The 15,972-nt window shown below is 38.7% G+C and carries 14 protein-coding genes; 11 read left to right on the forward strand and 3 right to left on the reverse strand.

Translation table 11 applies throughout. The features are described 5' to 3' along the window. Window positions 1-48: 48 nt before the first annotated feature. Window positions 49-1,236: a multidrug effflux MFS transporter gene (locus tag E6X37_RS07920; protein WP_287533220.1), complete on the reverse strand. Its 1,188-nt coding sequence runs from the start codon at window positions 1,234-1,236 to the stop codon at window positions 49-51. A gap of 377 nt (window positions 1,237-1,613) precedes the next feature. Here E6X37_RS07920 and E6X37_RS07925 point away from each other — a divergent pair, with 377 nt between their 5' ends. Next, entirely contained in the window at window positions 1,614-1,898 is a 285-nt protein-coding gene (locus E6X37_RS07925) for a PepSY domain-containing protein (protein ID WP_302682633.1), read from the forward strand. Window positions 1,899-1,985: 87 nt separating this feature from the next. On the opposite strand, the gene E6X37_RS07930 is transcribed toward E6X37_RS07925, so the two are convergent. Together E6X37_RS07930 and E6X37_RS07935 are read right to left on the reverse strand one after the other, a co-directional pair. After that, complete coding sequence (locus E6X37_RS07930; protein ID WP_004694986.1) at window positions 1,986-3,623, reverse strand: L-lactate permease; 1,638 nt, start codon at window positions 3,621-3,623, stop codon at window positions 1,986-1,988. Between the two features lie 295 nt (window positions 3,624-3,918). Continuing rightward, window positions 3,919-5,058: an Ldh family oxidoreductase gene (locus E6X37_RS07935; RefSeq protein ID WP_004698291.1), complete on the reverse strand. Its 1,140-nt coding sequence runs from the start codon at window positions 5,056-5,058 to the stop codon at window positions 3,919-3,921. Window positions 5,059-5,638: 580 nt separating this feature from the next. Here E6X37_RS07935 and E6X37_RS07940 point away from each other — a divergent pair. The 10 genes from E6X37_RS07940 to argS all read left to right on the forward strand — a co-directional run bounded on the left by E6X37_RS07940 (window position 5,639) and on the right by argS (window position 15,969). Next, window positions 5,639-7,642, forward strand: a complete 2,004-nt coding sequence (locus tag E6X37_RS07940; protein WP_316598021.1) for a molybdopterin-containing oxidoreductase family protein — start codon at window positions 5,639-5,641, stop codon at window positions 7,640-7,642. Between the two features lie 208 nt (window positions 7,643-7,850). Further along, a complete protein-coding gene (gene brnQ / locus E6X37_RS07945; RefSeq protein WP_004698182.1) occupies window positions 7,851-9,182 on the forward strand; it encodes a branched-chain amino acid transport system II carrier protein in 1,332 nt (443 codons plus the stop codon). Between the two features lie 149 nt (window positions 9,183-9,331). Further along, window positions 9,332-10,405, forward strand: coding sequence for an iron-containing alcohol dehydrogenase family protein (locus E6X37_RS07950; RefSeq protein ID WP_008602376.1), 1,074 nt, complete (start codon window positions 9,332-9,334; stop codon window positions 10,403-10,405). Window positions 10,406-10,449: 44 nt separating this feature from the next. Beyond that, entirely contained in the window at window positions 10,450-10,686 is a 237-nt protein-coding gene (locus E6X37_RS07955; RefSeq protein WP_004698254.1) for a DUF1653 domain-containing protein, read from the forward strand. 8 nt (window positions 10,687-10,694) lie between these two features. After that, window positions 10,695-11,471, forward strand: coding sequence for an HAD family hydrolase (locus tag E6X37_RS07960; RefSeq protein WP_004698247.1), 777 nt, complete (start codon window positions 10,695-10,697; stop codon window positions 11,469-11,471). Between the two features lie 136 nt (window positions 11,472-11,607). Continuing rightward, complete coding sequence (locus E6X37_RS07965; RefSeq protein ID WP_004698282.1) at window positions 11,608-12,516, forward strand: DUF3829 domain-containing protein; 909 nt, start codon at window positions 11,608-11,610, stop codon at window positions 12,514-12,516. 226 nt (window positions 12,517-12,742) lie between these two features. Further along, window positions 12,743-13,384 carry a peptidylprolyl isomerase gene (locus tag E6X37_RS07970; RefSeq protein ID WP_004695007.1) on the forward strand — a complete coding sequence of 214 codons (642 nt, stop codon included), beginning with the start codon at window positions 12,743-12,745 and terminating at the stop codon, window positions 13,382-13,384. Window positions 13,385-13,508: 124 nt separating this feature from the next. Continuing rightward, on the forward strand, window positions 13,509-13,760 hold the full coding sequence (locus E6X37_RS07975) for a GIY-YIG nuclease family protein (RefSeq protein ID WP_287511048.1): 252 nt from the start codon (window positions 13,509-13,511) through the stop codon (window positions 13,758-13,760). 51 nt (window positions 13,761-13,811) lie between these two features. Then, window positions 13,812-14,270 (forward strand): YwiB family protein, encoded by a 459-nt coding sequence (locus E6X37_RS07980; protein ID WP_278457226.1) that lies wholly within the window; start codon window positions 13,812-13,814, stop codon window positions 14,268-14,270. Then, entirely contained in the window at window positions 14,236-15,969 is a 1,734-nt protein-coding gene (gene argS, locus E6X37_RS07985) for an arginine--tRNA ligase (protein WP_278457224.1), read from the forward strand. Before E6X37_RS07980 ends, argS begins: the two co-directional genes overlap by 35 nt. Window positions 15,970-15,972: the final 3 nt, after the last annotated feature.

Here is a 15,972-nt window from a genome sequence, read left to right on the forward strand (position 1 = left end):
GTTGTAGTCGGGCCCCATTGTGGGGCTCATACAAATGTATAAAAGAGATTATTCTTTTTCTACCAAACCATATAGGCACAATAAGGAAAGCACTGCACATACTAGCATTGTAATCCCCATGGGAATCCCCGTATATTCCCCACCAATACCAACTAATGGAGATACGATTCCTGCAGAGAACATGCTAGCAAAGCCAAGTACTGCAGAGGCACTTCCAGCCATTTTACCGTATTTAGCCATTGCCATAGAGAAAGAGGCAGAGCCAAATAGGGATACTGTACATACGGTAAAGAATAGAATGGTCGTTACAGGAATAAGTGGCCATTCGAAAAGCATAGCTATTAAGAATAGCAAGGAGCCGATTGTTAGTTGCCAGAGGGCAAATGTTAGTAATTGTCGAACTGTGATTACATTACTTAATCTAGCGCTTATGGCACTAGCTAAGATAATACCACAGCTATTGATACCAAAGAGATAGCTAAATTCTTGTGCAGATAGTTGGAAGATGTTTTGGTATACAAAGGATGAACCTGAGATATACGCAAAGAATCCACCAAAAGCAAAGAATTGGATTAGTGTTTGCCCAAGGAATGGTTTATCTTTCATCAGCGTAAGATAATTTTTTACAGATGTAGTGATACCACCTGCAATACGTTTTTCTTTGGGTAAACTTTCACGGAAGAGAAGAGAACCTACTAATAGAATGGCTGAGAATACAGCGAGGATAATAAAAATAACGCGCCATGTAGTAAAGAGTAGTAATTGGCCACCTACTAATGGTGCAAGTACTGGCGCAAGGCCATTAACCATCATAAGTAATGCAAAGAGTTTGGTTAATTCCTGACCAGATGCAAAATCTCGAGCGATAGCCTTCGCGATAACAACGCCAATAGATCCTGTTAAGCCTTGTAAAAATCGACCTAGTAACAGTATTTCAATACTAGGTGCGTAGGCACAGATGATACCAGAGATGACACACAGCAAATTACCAACGATAAGGGGGAGTTTACGCCCCATTGTATCACTAATGGGGCCACCAAATAGTTGTCCTAAGGCGACACCAAAGGTCATAACACCTATGGTCATTTGAATATTAGAAGCTGTTGTATTCAGCTCCCCAGGCATAATTGGTAATGCCGGTAAATAAAGATCTGTTGCCAAGGGTGTAATCGCCGTCAACAGACCGAGGAATACTACTAAGATGAAAGAGACTTTAGCAGAGCTTTCTTGAGTCATAAAACCCTCCTATACTAAAGTGAGAAAAATAAAAGTCTGCGAATCGCACTTCGCAGACTGCATTTAATTTTGCCTTATAATGAGAAGTATTGTAACATAATTTGATAAATTATTCTATAGATTTATATGTAAAAGCTTTTTCTATTCTAGCCCATATATACTTCTAGCCTTTATATACTATTTTACTTAGGTTAAATTTTTGTATTTATATATAAAATATTTTTATGAGTATATAAATAATAACGTAGCGTATAGTGTTTGTGAGGTGGTTCTATATCAAAAGTTCGTGTTTGATGTATTTTGATTTATAGATTAGAATAAATGTATAAAGTAAATCTAAAAAAATCAATATAATTTATCGTATATAGGAGGTTATTATGAGAAAATTTATGAAAGCCTTGGTATTGGCTGCTGTAGCTGCTCTTGGATTGACAATATTTGCGTCTGCTCAAAGTATTGGTGAGCAAGAGGCATTAAATCGTGCCTTGGCACGCGTGCCAGGAGCAACACAAGCTAATGTAACTGAATTTGGGCATGACTATGATCATGGTAGATTGGAATACGAAGGTGAAATTCGATACAATGGTTACGAATATGACTTTGAAATCGATGCAGCTAGTGGCAACTTCACAAAATGGGAAGTTGAACGCAAGTATTTTTAATTATATTTAGTAAGAATAAAATATAGTATCTTAATACAAATAAAAAGAACAGCTCATTACGAGCTGTTCTTTTTGTTTCACTAATTCTTAGAAGAAGAAGTGGTGAATTTCATGGATGAAATGTTGACCGAAGAAGGAGATACAACCATGCATAACGATGAAGATCAAGAAGTATTTGAATGCGCTGTTCATGATAACGCTTGCTTCGATTTCATGTTCTAGTTTATGAGCTTCTTCAGCACTGATTTCTTTGTGGTTTTCTAGGTATGCTTTTAAAGCAGGTCCTACGGCACCAATAGAAATCGCGATGGATTGTGGGGACAACATTTTGCCGATACCAGCTGCACCGGAGTTAACTGCTGCCAACCAGAAGCCAAGGTCTTCGAAGTTTGTAGGATCTAAACCTTGAGCTGCAGCGATTTGAAGTGGACCAAACAATACGTTGGAGTTTGTACCAGAACCAGTTAAGAATGCACCCAACGCACCCACGATAGGAGCGAATAGAGGATACAATGTACCTGTACCAGCAACCATTGCTTTTGCAATGTCTGCAGTCATACCAGAGTAAGTCATCAATTTAGCTGTCATAACAACTGTGATGATTGTAAGGTATGTGAATTTCAAGTTTTTAACTGTGCTACCCAATGTACCGAAGATTTCGCCAGCTTTTGCTTTTTGGATGAAACCACCAACAATACCAGCGATAAAAATCATAATACCAGGAGTTGCAATCCATACGAATGTGTAAGGTTTTGCACCAGCACCTTGATAAATAGGTACAGATGTTTTAATGGACGCAAGAGGACCATTAATTGCAGGGAACAATTTAGAAGTTAATAACAATAATACGAAGATTAAGATGAATGGCATTGCAGCTACAAGGCCTTCGCCACCAGAAACTTTAGGGACTTCGCCAGTTTGTTTAACTGCGTATTTAGGATCATTAGGAGGCATGATTTTTGCACAACCAATGATAACTGCCATGATAACGATGGATGCAGAAATTACGGATAATTCTGGACCCATTACAGCGTTGATTACAGTTTCAGGAACTGCTAATGCTAAACCAGAAAGCAATGTTACAAGGAATACGCCTTTTAACGCTTTAATACCGCCACCAATAATCATAACAACAAAGAATGGAGCGATAAGGTTAAGCAAGAACAATTGTACGGAAATGAATGTACCTAAATGGCTTGGATCAAGGTTTGTTAAGGATGCCAATGTAGTTGTTGGAATCCCGATAGAACCAAATGTTGTTGGTACGGAGTTTGCAACGAGACATGCGATGATAGATTTAAGTGGGTCAAAACCTACGGCAACCATCATAGCTGCAGGAATTGCAACGGCAGTACCGAAGCCAGCCATACCTTCCATGAAGGCACCAAAGCCCCATGCAAGTAGTAATGCAAGTACACGAGTATCAGATGTTACAGAAGAAAGCATGGTTTTAATAGTTTCCATTGCTTTCGTATGTACTACCAAGTTATAAACGAAGATAGCAGCTGTAATAACTAATAGGATTGGCCAGATTGCCAATGCGGCACCTTCAAGGGCACCAGTGACCATAATAAATGGGTCAGCTTGGAATGCTGTAATAGCGATAATGAAAGAACCAATCGCAGCAACACTTGTTGCTTGCCATGCAGGTAATTTCAAGATGGATAACGCTACAATCAACCAAATGATTGGAGATAGCGCTAATAGAACGGTGATAGCACTCATTTCTAAGATCATCCTTTCAAGTAAAACAAAAATATATGCTCAACAGGACGACGTAGTTTAATCAATTTAATTGATGAATAAATCGCTATGATGTTAATTTGTAAAAGTTCAGTTAAAATAAAAGCTTACAATAAAATAACAGATATACTTATCATAAAAATTGATATAGTACATAAAATTTTTTAACCTCATAGCCTATGAGGTTAAAAACATAAGAGAGGGGACATAAACAGTGTTTATGTCCCCTTCTGTACTAACTACAAGTCCTTGTTAGGGCCATTACTAAGTTTAGGTATTAGTAGTTACCTTTGAACATTGTAGCAGGAGCTTCTGGTACATAATCGCCGAAGTAGGATTTGAAGTCTAGACCTAATTCATTGCAAAGGTCTTGAACTTCAAGCATTGTACCGTTAAGTACAGGGATGCCTTCAGCTTTAACTTTTTCAACGGATTCATGTTCTTTTTCGCCATGAGTATAGATACGATCTTGACCTTGAGCTTTAGGTGCTTCACGTAATTCTTGTAAGAATTGGGAGAAGTGTTTTTTGATTTCCGCAGGGTCACCGAAGAATTCAGGGTTGATAGCCATGAAGCCATGACAGATGTTGGATTTACCACCAACCATACATTTGTTGGAAGTACCACCTTGGGACAAGATAGAGGAGAACAACTCAGCAATCATGCCGTTACCATAACCTTTGTGACCGCCAAGAACTTCTGTAGCACCACCTAAAGGAAGGATACCGCCACCTTCATGACGGGAGATGTTGCCCAATACTTCAGCTGCATCAGTGGAAGGAACGCCGTCTTTATTAACAGCCCAGCCATCTGGAGTAGCTTTGCCCATTTTGTTGTACATTTCAAGTTTACCACGAGTTACTACTGTAGTGGAGCAATCGAAGAAGAAGTCAACTGGATCAGCTGGTACAGTCCAAGCGATAGGGTTAGAACCAAGCATAGCTTTACGAGCATATGTAGGAACCATGATTGCTTCGGAGTTTGTACAAGAGAAACCGATTAAGCCTTGGTCGGATGCCATTTTAGCATAGTAACCAGCGATACCGTAGTGGTTGGAGTTACGTACAGATACGATACCAACACCGGATTTTTTAGCTTTTTCGATAGCCATTTCCATAGCTTTATGACCCAATAATTGACCCATGCCGTCATGACCGTCGATAACTGCAGAAATTGGAGTTTCTTTTACGATTTCAGGTTTAGCGTCGATTTTAATCAAACCATTAGTGATACCTTTATGGTAACGAACCATACGTTGCATACCATGGCTTTGAATACCGAACAAGTCAGAAGTCAAAAGTACGTCTTGGATGATGTCAGCTTCTTTTTCGGAGAAACCAAATTTTTGGAAAGCGTCCATGCTCAATTTTTTTAGTGTTTCATAAGGGAATAACACAGTGTTTTTTGCGTCTGCCATCGTTAAAACCTCTTTTCAGAAAATATGTACCTGATATAGCTACTTCACATTAGATAATCATGAATTCAAAATGATTTCTTGTGAGTTCTATATCCTCTCAAATGACACTGTCAGTATAGCACAGAAACAAGTGAGATTGAATAGTCTTACAGTCTGAACGACATTACTAAATACGCATACGTACCGGTGATTTTTGTCACATAATCTATACGACACTATTAAAATGTCTGATTATACCTAAAACTATATGGTTATGACTTTTAGTAATGATTGCATGATTTTTTTGAAGAATTTTGGTATTTTTATAGAACTTATTAGTATATCTGTTTAGGCATTGGACAAGAATGATAATGGATAGATATCGATAAAACTTGAAATGTTTAACTATATATATCAAAATAAATGATGAGGTCATAAATGTAATGTGATAATTGAATGCATTGATATACATAAAATAATCAATTCTAAAACCTTTTTAATTCAGAATATGTGCAAAAGGTTATACTTATACGAGTCATACTATAATATAATATAAATATACATCCTATAGTTTATACAATTTATAAGCGAGGTGCTTATTATGAAAGAATATAAATCTGTATGCCCATACGATTGTCCCGATGCATGCGGTCTCATCGTATCAGTTGATGATAATAAAGTAATCTCTGTTCGGGGGGATAGAGATCATGCTTTCACAAGAGGTACATTATGTCCTAAGATGGCACATTATGAAAAAGTAATACATTCTCCGTTACGCTTGAAGTCCCCTATGAAGCGTGTTGGTAAAAAGGGCATTGGTGAAGATCAGTACACTCGTATTAGTTGGGATGAAGCCCTTGATGCAATTGTCAATAATTTCAAAGAAACTATTGATACTTATGGCAGTGAAAGTATTTTGCGGTACTCTTATGCAGGAACAATGGGAGTTATTCAAAGTCCTGCGGCAGATTATTTCTTCCGTCGCATTGGTGCTACAGACCAAGATCGAGGTATTTGTTCTCCTGCCAAACAGGCGGGGTTCCGCTCTGTTTACGGTGATACCTTAGCGATCAAACCACAAGAGGCGCAGCATAGTGATCTTATCGTCTTGTGGGGCATGAATGCGACAGCCACAGATGTTCATATTTTACATGATGTGAACATTGCGAAAAAGAAGGGTGCTCGCGTTTGGATTATCGACACTCATAAAACTTATACTTTTAGCCAAGCTCATGAACATATTATTGTTAAACCCGGAAGTGATGGGGCACTAGCATTAGGTATGCTCCATATCATTCATCGTGACGGTTTAGCAGATATAGATTTTATCAAGCAACATGTGCAAGGCTACGATGAGTTAGTAAAAGATGTGTTGCTTGACTTTACACCGGAGAAAGCGGCTGAAATTTGCGGTGTTTCCGTGGAGCGGATGACTGAGTTTGCTCATGCTTACGCAAAGTCAAAAGCGCCGTTTATTCGTCTCGGCAGTGGACTATCTCGATATGGCAATGGTGCTATGACATGCCGTGCTATTAATGCTTTACCTGCAGTGGTTGGGGCGTGGCAACATCTTGGAGGTGGATTACTATCGAGTGCAAGTGGTAGTAAATTTGTTGGTAAAGAAGTGATGCAACAGGTACATGTTCATGCACCAGCTAAACGATTGATGCCGATGGTTAAACTGGGTGAAATGCTCACCGATCCAGAAGGCACTAAGATTCATAGCTTATATGTGTTTTCTACAAACCCTGCCATTACCGCACCGGATCAAAATATAGTTCGTAAAGGTTTGATGCGTAATGACTTATTCACAATTGTGCATGAGCGTTTTTTTACGGATACCTGTAAATATGCGGATATTATTTTGCCGGCCACAACATCTGTAGAGCATGATGATATTTATAATTCTTATGGTCATTACACAATTGGTACGGGTTACAAATTGATTGATCCAGTTGGGGAGTCTCGTTCCAATTGGCAAGTTATCGCCGAGTTAGCAAAACGTATGGGGTTGGAGGATGCATTTTTTAACCTTAGTGAAAGAGAGCTTATTGAACAAATTGTGCACACTTCGAGTCGTATATCCAAGAGGGACCAAGAGTTGATTTTAAACGGTGAGCCTGTGGAGATGACGGTACCTGAAAATTATAAGATGGATTTCAAAACACCGTCTGGAAAAATTGAATTATATAATCCGCAAGATGTAGAACCATTAATTCGGTATATGCCTCCATATGGTGACAATGCACCGTTTTGGCTCATAATCGGTAATGATATTCGAATTTTGGACTCTAGCTTCTGCGAATTAGACTTTAATGATCCTGAGTTGATGAAACTTCGCATTCATCCAGAAGATGCAAAAATGTATAACATAAACGATGGTGCTGAGGTAGAAATCTATAACAATCGTGGCAGTGTAAAAATTAAAGCCTACTACGACGATGAAGTGCAACGGGGGACTTTGGTAACGCTAGGTGTATGGTGGCAATCCCAATCGAGTGATCCTCATGTGGCAATCAATGCGCTTACCGCAGCTCGTCCCACAGATCAAGGCTGGGGTAGTACCTTCTATGATGTGCAAGTTCATATAAGAAACCTTTCATAGATAATAGTTTATTACCATATCATGAACGAATATGTATAAGATGTGTGATGTCACATGCTTTTACAGCTATATTTAAAAATTAAATCCTTTTACTTATGGGAATAACATTATACGGATATAGAATAGTGAGGATATTTTTCTTGTATACCTTAGCTCCTTTAGATTATAATAGTAATATTATTTTATTGACCTAAAGGGGGTTACATTTATGAATGGTAACGACAATCTGTCGACCCGTGCCTATTTGGCTATAGGTATGATGTTATTTGCTCTATTCTTTGGGGCAGGAAATTTGATTTTCCCAGCGGCCTTAGGGCAACATGCTGGTGATAATGTAGGTTGGGCTTTGCTCGGCTTCGTATTAACTGGTGTAGGCCTTCCACTCTTAGGTGTTGCAGCGATGGGTTACTCTTCCTGTAAAGATGTTGAAGAACTTGCAAGTCGTGTTCATCCGATTTATGGCTTGTTGTACACAATTTCTTTATACTTGAGTATTGGTCCAATGTTTGCGACGCCACGTACTGGTACTGTAGCTTATGAAATCGCAATTAAACCTTTTGCTGAAGGTTTAAGCATGAATATGGAACCAATTTTCTTGGCATTATTCTTTGGTATTTCTTTGTGGTTATCTATTAGTCCGCAAAAACTTGTTAACCGTATCGGCAATATTTTGACACCAGCTTTACTACTTGTAATTCTGTTGTTAATTGTTAAATCCTTTATTACTCCACTTGGTGGTTATGCGGTGCCACAACCGGCATATGGTGATGCGCCAACGGCTGTATTACAAGGCTTCCTAGATGGCTACAATACAATGGATGCCTTAGCTTCCGTAGTATTTGCTATTCTTGTAATCGACTTTGTTCGTCTTAGCGGTGCTACATCTCGTGCTGTGATTACAAAAACGGTAATGGAGGTAGGTGCTATTGCGGTAGGTCTTCTTGGTATTGTTTACGTATTTATCGCTAATATCGGTGCTACTAGTGTTGAACGCTTTGGTTTGTTCGAGACAGGGGCTCCTGTATTGTCCGTAAGTGCTAACTATTTGTTTGGTGAGTTCGGTCAAATCATCTTGGCTATCATCGTTTTGCTAGCTTGCTTGTCTACAAGTATTGGTCTTATCACTTCTTGCGGTACATATTTCCACAAGTTGACGCCAAAGATTAGTTACAAATTATATGTAGTAATTTTCTCTGTAGCGGCGTTTGGTCTTAGCATGTTTGGCTTGAAAACAATCATCAGTGCAGCAATCCCTGTGTTGATGCTCTTGTATCCGTTGACTATCGTAATCATCTTGTTGGCACTTCTTCATAATGTGTTTGGTGGTCGTCGTTGCGTATATGCATGGACTATGGCTTTCACAATGATCTCTGCCCTCATGACTGGTCTTGAAACTGCAGGTATTGCACCTACAGCTTTGGAACAGCTCTTTGCTCAATATATTCCATTTCAAAGTGCTGGTATGGGCTGGGTAAGCTTTGCGGTATTAGGCTTTGTTGTGGGTCTTATCCATAAAGGTCTTGCTTCCGATAATAAGTAATAAAGATAAAGGCTCTATGCTTTCATTTTGTGAGAGTATAGAGCCTTTTTATGTTTTGATTGTTGTCATATAAAATTGATTTTGTGTGTAGAAGTTTCTATAATAAGGATAAATAAGGATATAAATGATAAAAGAAGGAAGGAAATTTTATGCGTAGTACTCATTGTTTACCTAGTTATAGTTTTGGAGGTCATGATGTATTTGACGCTATTCCAAAGTTTACAAAATTATATGGCAAGTCTGTAGCTATCATCGGTGGCGAAACAGCTCTTTCTAAAGCTTTGCCACACATTCGTCCAGTGCTTGATAAAGCGGGGATTAAGGTGCTAGATATTATCCACTTTGGTGGAGAGTGTACTTTTGCTCGAGGCAAGGAAATTGCACAAATGGCATCTGTAAAAGATGCGGACTTTTTGTTTGCTGTTGGTGGTGGTAAGGCCATGGATACGGTAAAAGTAGTAGCTATAGAGTTAGATGATAAACCATTCTTTACAATTCCAACCATTGCGTCTACTTGTGCGGCAACGTCAGAAGTGGCAGCTGTATACACGGCAGATCATACTTTTGATGACGTAGCTTTTGTAAATCATCCTCCTGTGCACTGCTTTATTGATGCTGATATTCTCGTAGAAGCACCAAGCCGTTACTTGTGGGCAGGAATGGGAGATACTATTGCAAAACACTATGAAACTCATCTTTCTGCTCGCAGTCGCGAGCAAGACTATAATACTCAGTTAGGCCTTACTCTAGCTTCTATGTGTAGTGAACCAATTTTAGCACATGGTATACAAGCCTATAAAGATAGTCAAGCTAATAAACGTAGTGATGCCTTTGATACCATTGCTATGACTGTTATCTTTACTACCGGTGTTGTATCAGGTTGTGTTCCTATGGCATATAATAGCAACATGGCTCATGCTGTATGTTATGGCTGTGTTACTAATAAAGAAACAGAAGAAAATCATTTGCATGGTGAAATAGTAGCTTATGGCTTACTTATTTTGTTAACCGTTGACCAACAAATGGATGAGTTACAACGGTGGTTGCCAGTATATCGCGAATTAGGTTGGCCTACTAAACTTTCACAATTAGATCTTACTGCATCGCATATTCCTCGAATTGTTGAAAAGGCTACATCTGTTCATGATATTGATGTATCTCCATATAAAATTACAGCAGATATGTTGACTAAGGCTATTCAATATATGGAATCTCTTGATTAATATGGTTTGTAACTATTTGTGTATGTTATGTGATGAGGTTATAAATGCAAGAAATTGTAAAGGGTGGCTTATATCGTCATTTTAAAGGCATGTACTATTACGTGTTAGATGTTGCAACTCATTCGGAAACGAGTGAACAGTTCGTGGTATATCAAAAATTATATGATCAACGTGACTTATATGTACGACCACTAGATATGTTTTTGAGTGATGTGGACCATGAAAAATATCCAGATGTAAAACAAAAAGAGCGGTTTAAGCTGATGAGTGGACGCGATTAGGAGGGCCTGTGGAACAGAAGTTTTTCTTTTTCGATATCGATAATACCTTAGCTGTATGGCCTGAAGGTAAAATCCCTGAAAGTGCTCAATACAGTTTAGATGAGTTAAAGCGTCGTGGTCATCGTGTAGCCTTAGCAACTGGTCGTATTCAAGTGGATGCTAAGCGTTTCGCAGAGCAAGCAGGCCTTACTGATTTCGTAGCAGATGGTGGTCACAGTATCACTGTTAATAATGAATTGGTATCCATGATAGGTATGGATCGTGATGCATGTATTAAATATTTAGAGTATTTAGAATCACATAATATTCCTTGGGCCGTAACGGATCGTAATAAACTCGGTCGTATTACGCCGTATAAGGAAATTTTAGAGTGGCATCCAAATTGGGATGTATTTAAAACAACTGTAGACCCTAATTTTGACTTTCATAGTGTTGAAGAATTTTATAAGATTTATGTGTTTTTCAAGGAAGGAGAGGAAGAGGAGAAGGATATCGAGCATATGACACATAAGCTCATTCGTTATGGTGATGGCTGTGTTCTATATGAGCCTATGGAAAAGGCGTTGGGTATTCGTAATATGCTTGAACACTTTGGAATGCAGCCAAATCAAGCTGTTGTATTTGGTGATGGGTATAATGATCTGTCTATGTTTAGGCCTGAGTGGCTAAATATTGCTATGGGTAATGCGCGCCCTGAATTAAAGGCAAAGGCTGATTATATTACTACAGACTGTGATAAAGATGGCATTTATAATGCGTGTAAGCATTTTAAATGGATTGATTAATTATCGCTAATGCCCCTAAGCCAGGTGAAGTTTATATGAAGATTTATTTTTGTAGCTGCGGCTACAGAATTGGTGTAGTATAGTTAGTATAATGCGCTTAGTTCAATATTCATGTGTTAAAAGGAGAAGAGAAGATATGAACAATAAACGCAGATTATTTTCAACTTTACTTTGTGTAGCGGCATTGACAGCAGGTTTATTTGTTTCTGGTTGTGGCAGTGATAAAGCGGGTGGCATTGGCTCCGTAGTATCCTCCGTAGTTGATGGCGGTAGCGATGAGAAAGCAGCTGCTAAGCTTAATACACTTATTGATGCAACAAATCGCTTCAATGGTGATAATGCAACTTGGGGTCAAAACTATGCAGATAGTTTGGCTAAACTAAAGGGTGGTTTCCAAGAAGGTGCTATTGGTCGTCAACCTCACTATGATACTTTAAAAGATGCTTTGGAAAAATCTAAAAAAGAAGGTTCTACATTTAAAGAAGTTGACACAGAACGCGATAATGTATTAAATATTCTTAATGAATTAGTACCAACATTCAAAGATTTGAAAGCTTATGATGACTCTAAAGCCTATATGAATGATGGTGGTGCTAAAGGTAAAGAACTAGCAGCTAAATACGTAGCACAAGTAGAAAAATTTGATGCAGCTTATGCGAAGTTCAATGATGCTCTTAACAAAGCTAACACCGAACAAACTAAGAAACAAATCGAAAAATTGAAAAAAGACGGTAAAAAAGGCTATGCAGCAGCAATGGAATCTACGCTTCGCTTGACTACTCTTGTAGAAAATGTAGAAAAAGCTCCTAAAAATGCAGACAAACAAGCTGTAGAAAAAGAACTTAATGAAATTCAAACATTGCTTAAGAGCATAAATAATGATCGTGGAGAAGTGCTTGTTAACTCTTATAACTCTGTAGTTGGTTCTGTTCGTCAAGTACTTAACGATGCAAATGAAAACAACCTTAACGACATGATTGAGAATTTCAATAATTATATTGAGTCTTATAACAATACAACCCCAGACCAATTTGACTCTAAATAATCGAATTAACTACGTGATTATCTGAGGATTACAAAAACAGAGCTCCTTTGAAGCTCTGTTTTTTGTTGTTATTATTTATTGTTATATTATTTTTTTATATTTTTAATCTCAATAGTGCCATAATATGATATACTAAAAAAGAGCCGCTCATGGGTTGAGCGGTTTTTCTATGTAAATTTTAAATCTACATTTTAGTTAAATATAATATTAGTATTTTGGGGGACATATGAACTGGAAACGCTTGGCTTTATGCGCAATGTTGGGGATTACAGTGCTTGGTACAACTGCATGCGGTACAAACAGTGGTGAACAACCACAAGGTAACACCGTGAAAGCAGAAACTGTAGCTATGCCCAATTTTACAAACGCACCAATTGCTGATGAATATGCTATCTTTGATACAAACTATGGTCAATTTAAGGTTCGTTTGTTAGGGTCTAAAGCGCCGATTACGGTCAAAAATTTTGATTATCTCGTGAAAAAAGGCTTCTATAATGGTGTGACATTTCACCGTGTTATCGAAGGCTTTATGATTCAAGGTGGAGATCCTGATGGCACAGGTGCTGGTGGCCCAGGCTATACAATTCCTGATGAATTCTCCAATGATTTACACTTCAATAAAATGGGCGTTCTAGCCATGGCTAACCGTGGTCCTAATACAGGAGGATCTCAATTTTTTATTACCTTGGGACCTACGGATTGGTTAGATAATAAACACACCATCTTTGGTACTGTAGTACAAGGCATGGATGTAGTTGAAAAAATCGGCAAGGTTAAAACCGGTCGCAATGATAAGCCAGTAGAACCAGTAATCATCAATACCATTACATTGGAGCCGATTACTGATGATGCGAAAAATGGCAAATAAGAAAAGTACTTCTCAAGAGTCTCTTTCTGGTGAATGCGCATCTACACAAGAGGTACAAGGTATAATTGTAGATTGTGATACAATCTTGAACGACGCTAGTGTTCAAGGCGATGAATCAAAAGAAATGCACTATATTTACTTAGTGCGTTGCTCTGATGATTCTTTGTATTGTGGATGGACTACAGATCTCAAACGTCGAATAGATGCTCACAATGGACATATCTCAGGCGGTGCAAAGTATACGCGAGGACGTCGTCCTGTGACCTTGGTATATTCTGAAAGCTTTCACCAAAAACAAGAAGCACAACGCAGAGAATATGCTATTAAACGGATGACGAAGACTAAGAAATTGAGACTCATTAAGGGTGCAAAATAGTCCTTGATTATGGTATAATATGATGATTAATTACTACCATGGAGGTTAAAAATGAAGCGGGTTCTAGTGTCCGTAAAGAGTGTACAACGAGATATGGATGGCAAGGATACCGTAGTGGAACTGATTTCCCCAGGTACGTCACATGAAAAGGGTAGTGCTCAATATGTGCGTTATGAAGAATCTAGTGTGACTGGATTGGATGGGGTTAAGACGACCATTAAAATCCATGATGATTCTATCGTGTTGCTTCGAACAGGGGCTGTCAATATGCGTCATCAATACGTCCGTGGTGAAGAACGCGAAGCCGTATATGAAACACCATATGGTGATTTACATATGGCTGTAAATACTCATGAATTAACAGTAGACTTTCATGATGGCGTAGGTCATGTTCATTTAGGATATGATATTTCCGTTGAAGGTGAATGGCAATTTTATAATCAGTTAGATATAGACGTGCGGGAGGATATAGAGCATGGACATGAAGGAAATCCTGAAATCGGGGATTGAACAGGCATTACAAGATACGATTAACAGCGGTGATTTGCCGGCTGGGGAATATCCAGAAATCGTTCTCGAAGTGCCACCTCAAAAGGAATTCGGTGATTTTTCTACAAACATCGCTATGCAATCCGCTCGTGTAGCTCGTCAAAATCCTCGAGCTATTGCTGAAGCTTTGATTAGTCATATGAACTTTGATTGGCTTGAACGTACTGAGGTTGCCGGCGCAGGTTTTATTAATTTCTTTTTGAAATCTGATATGGTGTACGATACGTTAAAAGCCATTTTGAATGCTAGTATTGAGTATGGTGTTCAACCATTGCGTGCGCGCGATACGATTCAAGTAGAGTACGTAAGTGCAAACCCTACAGGACCATTGCACGTAGGTCATGGTCGCGGTGCTGCGTACGGTAGTGCTCTTGTAAACTTGTTACGTGCAGCGGGTTATAATGTACAATCCGAGTACTATATCAATGATGCAGGTAATCAAATCGACAACATGGCTATTTCCATTGAGTACCGTTTCCAAGAGTTACAAGGTGCTACATTAGTATTCCCACCTAAACGCAATGAAGACGGTTCTATGCCTGAGTTTGATATTCCAGAAGGGGCTTTAGTGTTCCCTGAAAATGGCTATCGTGGCCCAGATATTATTGAAACAGCGAAAGCGATTGCAGAACGCGAAGGCTTTGATAAATTAAATGCTATGAACGAAGTAGATCGTGTAGCCTTGTTTAAGGAAGAGGGCTTAAAAGAAAAATTAGCTCGCTTAGAGGAAACATTAAGAAACTTCCGCGTTACGTTCGATAACTGGTTCTCTGAACGTACAGTTCATGAAACTGATGAGATTCATCATTCCGTAGAGGCATTAAAGGCCCTTGGCAAAGTTTATGAAAAAAACGGTGCTTTATGGTTAAAATCTACTGATTATGGTGATGATAAAGACCGCGTAGTTATTCGTGATAATGGGGTTCCTACGTATTTGGCGGCAGATATTGCATATCATCGCAATAAATATGACCGTGGTTTCAAAGAGATGATTGATATTTGGGGCGCTGACCATCATGGCTATGTATGTCGTGTAAAAGCGGCTATGGCGGCGTTTGGTTATGACCCTGATAAATTAACAGTATTGCTATTACAAATGGTAGCATTGTTCCGTGACGGACAACTTGTTAAATTGTCTAAACGTAGTGGTGATAGCGTTACATTAGATGAATTGATTGAAGAGGTTGGCGTAGATGCGTCTCGCTATTTCTTCTTGATGCGTTCCTTAGACAGCCAACTTGATTTCGATATTAACTTGGCAAAATCTCGCAGTAATGACAACCCAGTGTATTATATCCAATATGCTCATGCTCGTATTCACAGTATTTACAACCAAGTGCGTGAAGCTGGCATCGCATTTGGCGATTATAGTGAAACTGATTTCACAACGCTTACAAGTGAAATGGAATTAGAATTAATTAAGAAATTAGCTGAATATCCGGAAGAGGTCGTTCAAGCTGCTGAACATCGTGCACCTCATCGTATTGCTCGTTATCTATACGATTTGGCAAGTATGTTTCATTCATTCTACCGTCAAGGTCGTATCATTGGCGTAGATCCAGCATTACAACAAGCTCGTCTTGGATTAATTACAGCGATTGCCCTCGTTCTTTGTCAAGGCTTGGGTATTTTAGGTATTTCCGCTCCGGAAAAAATGTAATAG

Origin of the sequence: Veillonella parvula, assembly GCF_032550495.1 — a bacterium.
In the GTDB taxonomy this organism is placed as follows: Bacteria; Bacillota; Negativicutes; order Veillonellales; family Veillonellaceae; genus Veillonella; species Veillonella parvula_G.

What these genes read in the sequence shown, in the direction of transcription:
- E6X37_RS07920 (WP_287533220.1), bottom strand. Translation starts at nt 1,236, where the DNA reads ATGACTCAAGAAAGCTCTGCTAAAGTCTCTTTCATCTTAGTAGTATTC.
- E6X37_RS07925 (WP_302682633.1), top strand. Translation starts at nt 1,614, where the DNA reads ATGAGAAAATTTATGAAAGCCTTGGTATTGGCTGCTGTAGCTGCTCTT.
- E6X37_RS07930 (WP_004694986.1), bottom strand. Translation starts at nt 3,623, where the DNA reads ATGAGTGCTATCACCGTTCTATTAGCGCTATCTCCAATCATTTGGTTG.
- E6X37_RS07935 (WP_004698291.1), bottom strand. Translation starts at nt 5,058, where the DNA reads ATGGCAGACGCAAAAAACACTGTGTTATTCCCTTATGAAACACTAAAA.
- E6X37_RS07940 (WP_316598021.1), top strand. Translation starts at nt 5,639, where the DNA reads ATGAAAGAATATAAATCTGTATGCCCATACGATTGTCCCGATGCATGC.
- brnQ (WP_004698182.1), top strand. Translation starts at nt 7,851, where the DNA reads ATGAATGGTAACGACAATCTGTCGACCCGTGCCTATTTGGCTATAGGT.
- E6X37_RS07950 (WP_008602376.1), top strand. Translation starts at nt 9,332, where the DNA reads ATGCGTAGTACTCATTGTTTACCTAGTTATAGTTTTGGAGGTCATGAT.
- E6X37_RS07955 (WP_004698254.1), top strand. Translation starts at nt 10,450, where the DNA reads ATGCAAGAAATTGTAAAGGGTGGCTTATATCGTCATTTTAAAGGCATG.
- E6X37_RS07965 (WP_004698282.1), top strand. Translation starts at nt 11,608, where the DNA reads ATGAACAATAAACGCAGATTATTTTCAACTTTACTTTGTGTAGCGGCA.
- E6X37_RS07970 (WP_004695007.1), top strand. Translation starts at nt 12,743, where the DNA reads ATGAACTGGAAACGCTTGGCTTTATGCGCAATGTTGGGGATTACAGTG.
- E6X37_RS07975 (WP_287511048.1), top strand. Translation starts at nt 13,509, where the DNA reads ATGCACTATATTTACTTAGTGCGTTGCTCTGATGATTCTTTGTATTGT.
- E6X37_RS07980 (WP_278457226.1), top strand. Translation starts at nt 13,812, where the DNA reads ATGAAGCGGGTTCTAGTGTCCGTAAAGAGTGTACAACGAGATATGGAT.
- argS (WP_278457224.1), top strand. Translation starts at nt 14,236, where the DNA reads ATGGACATGAAGGAAATCCTGAAATCGGGGATTGAACAGGCATTACAA.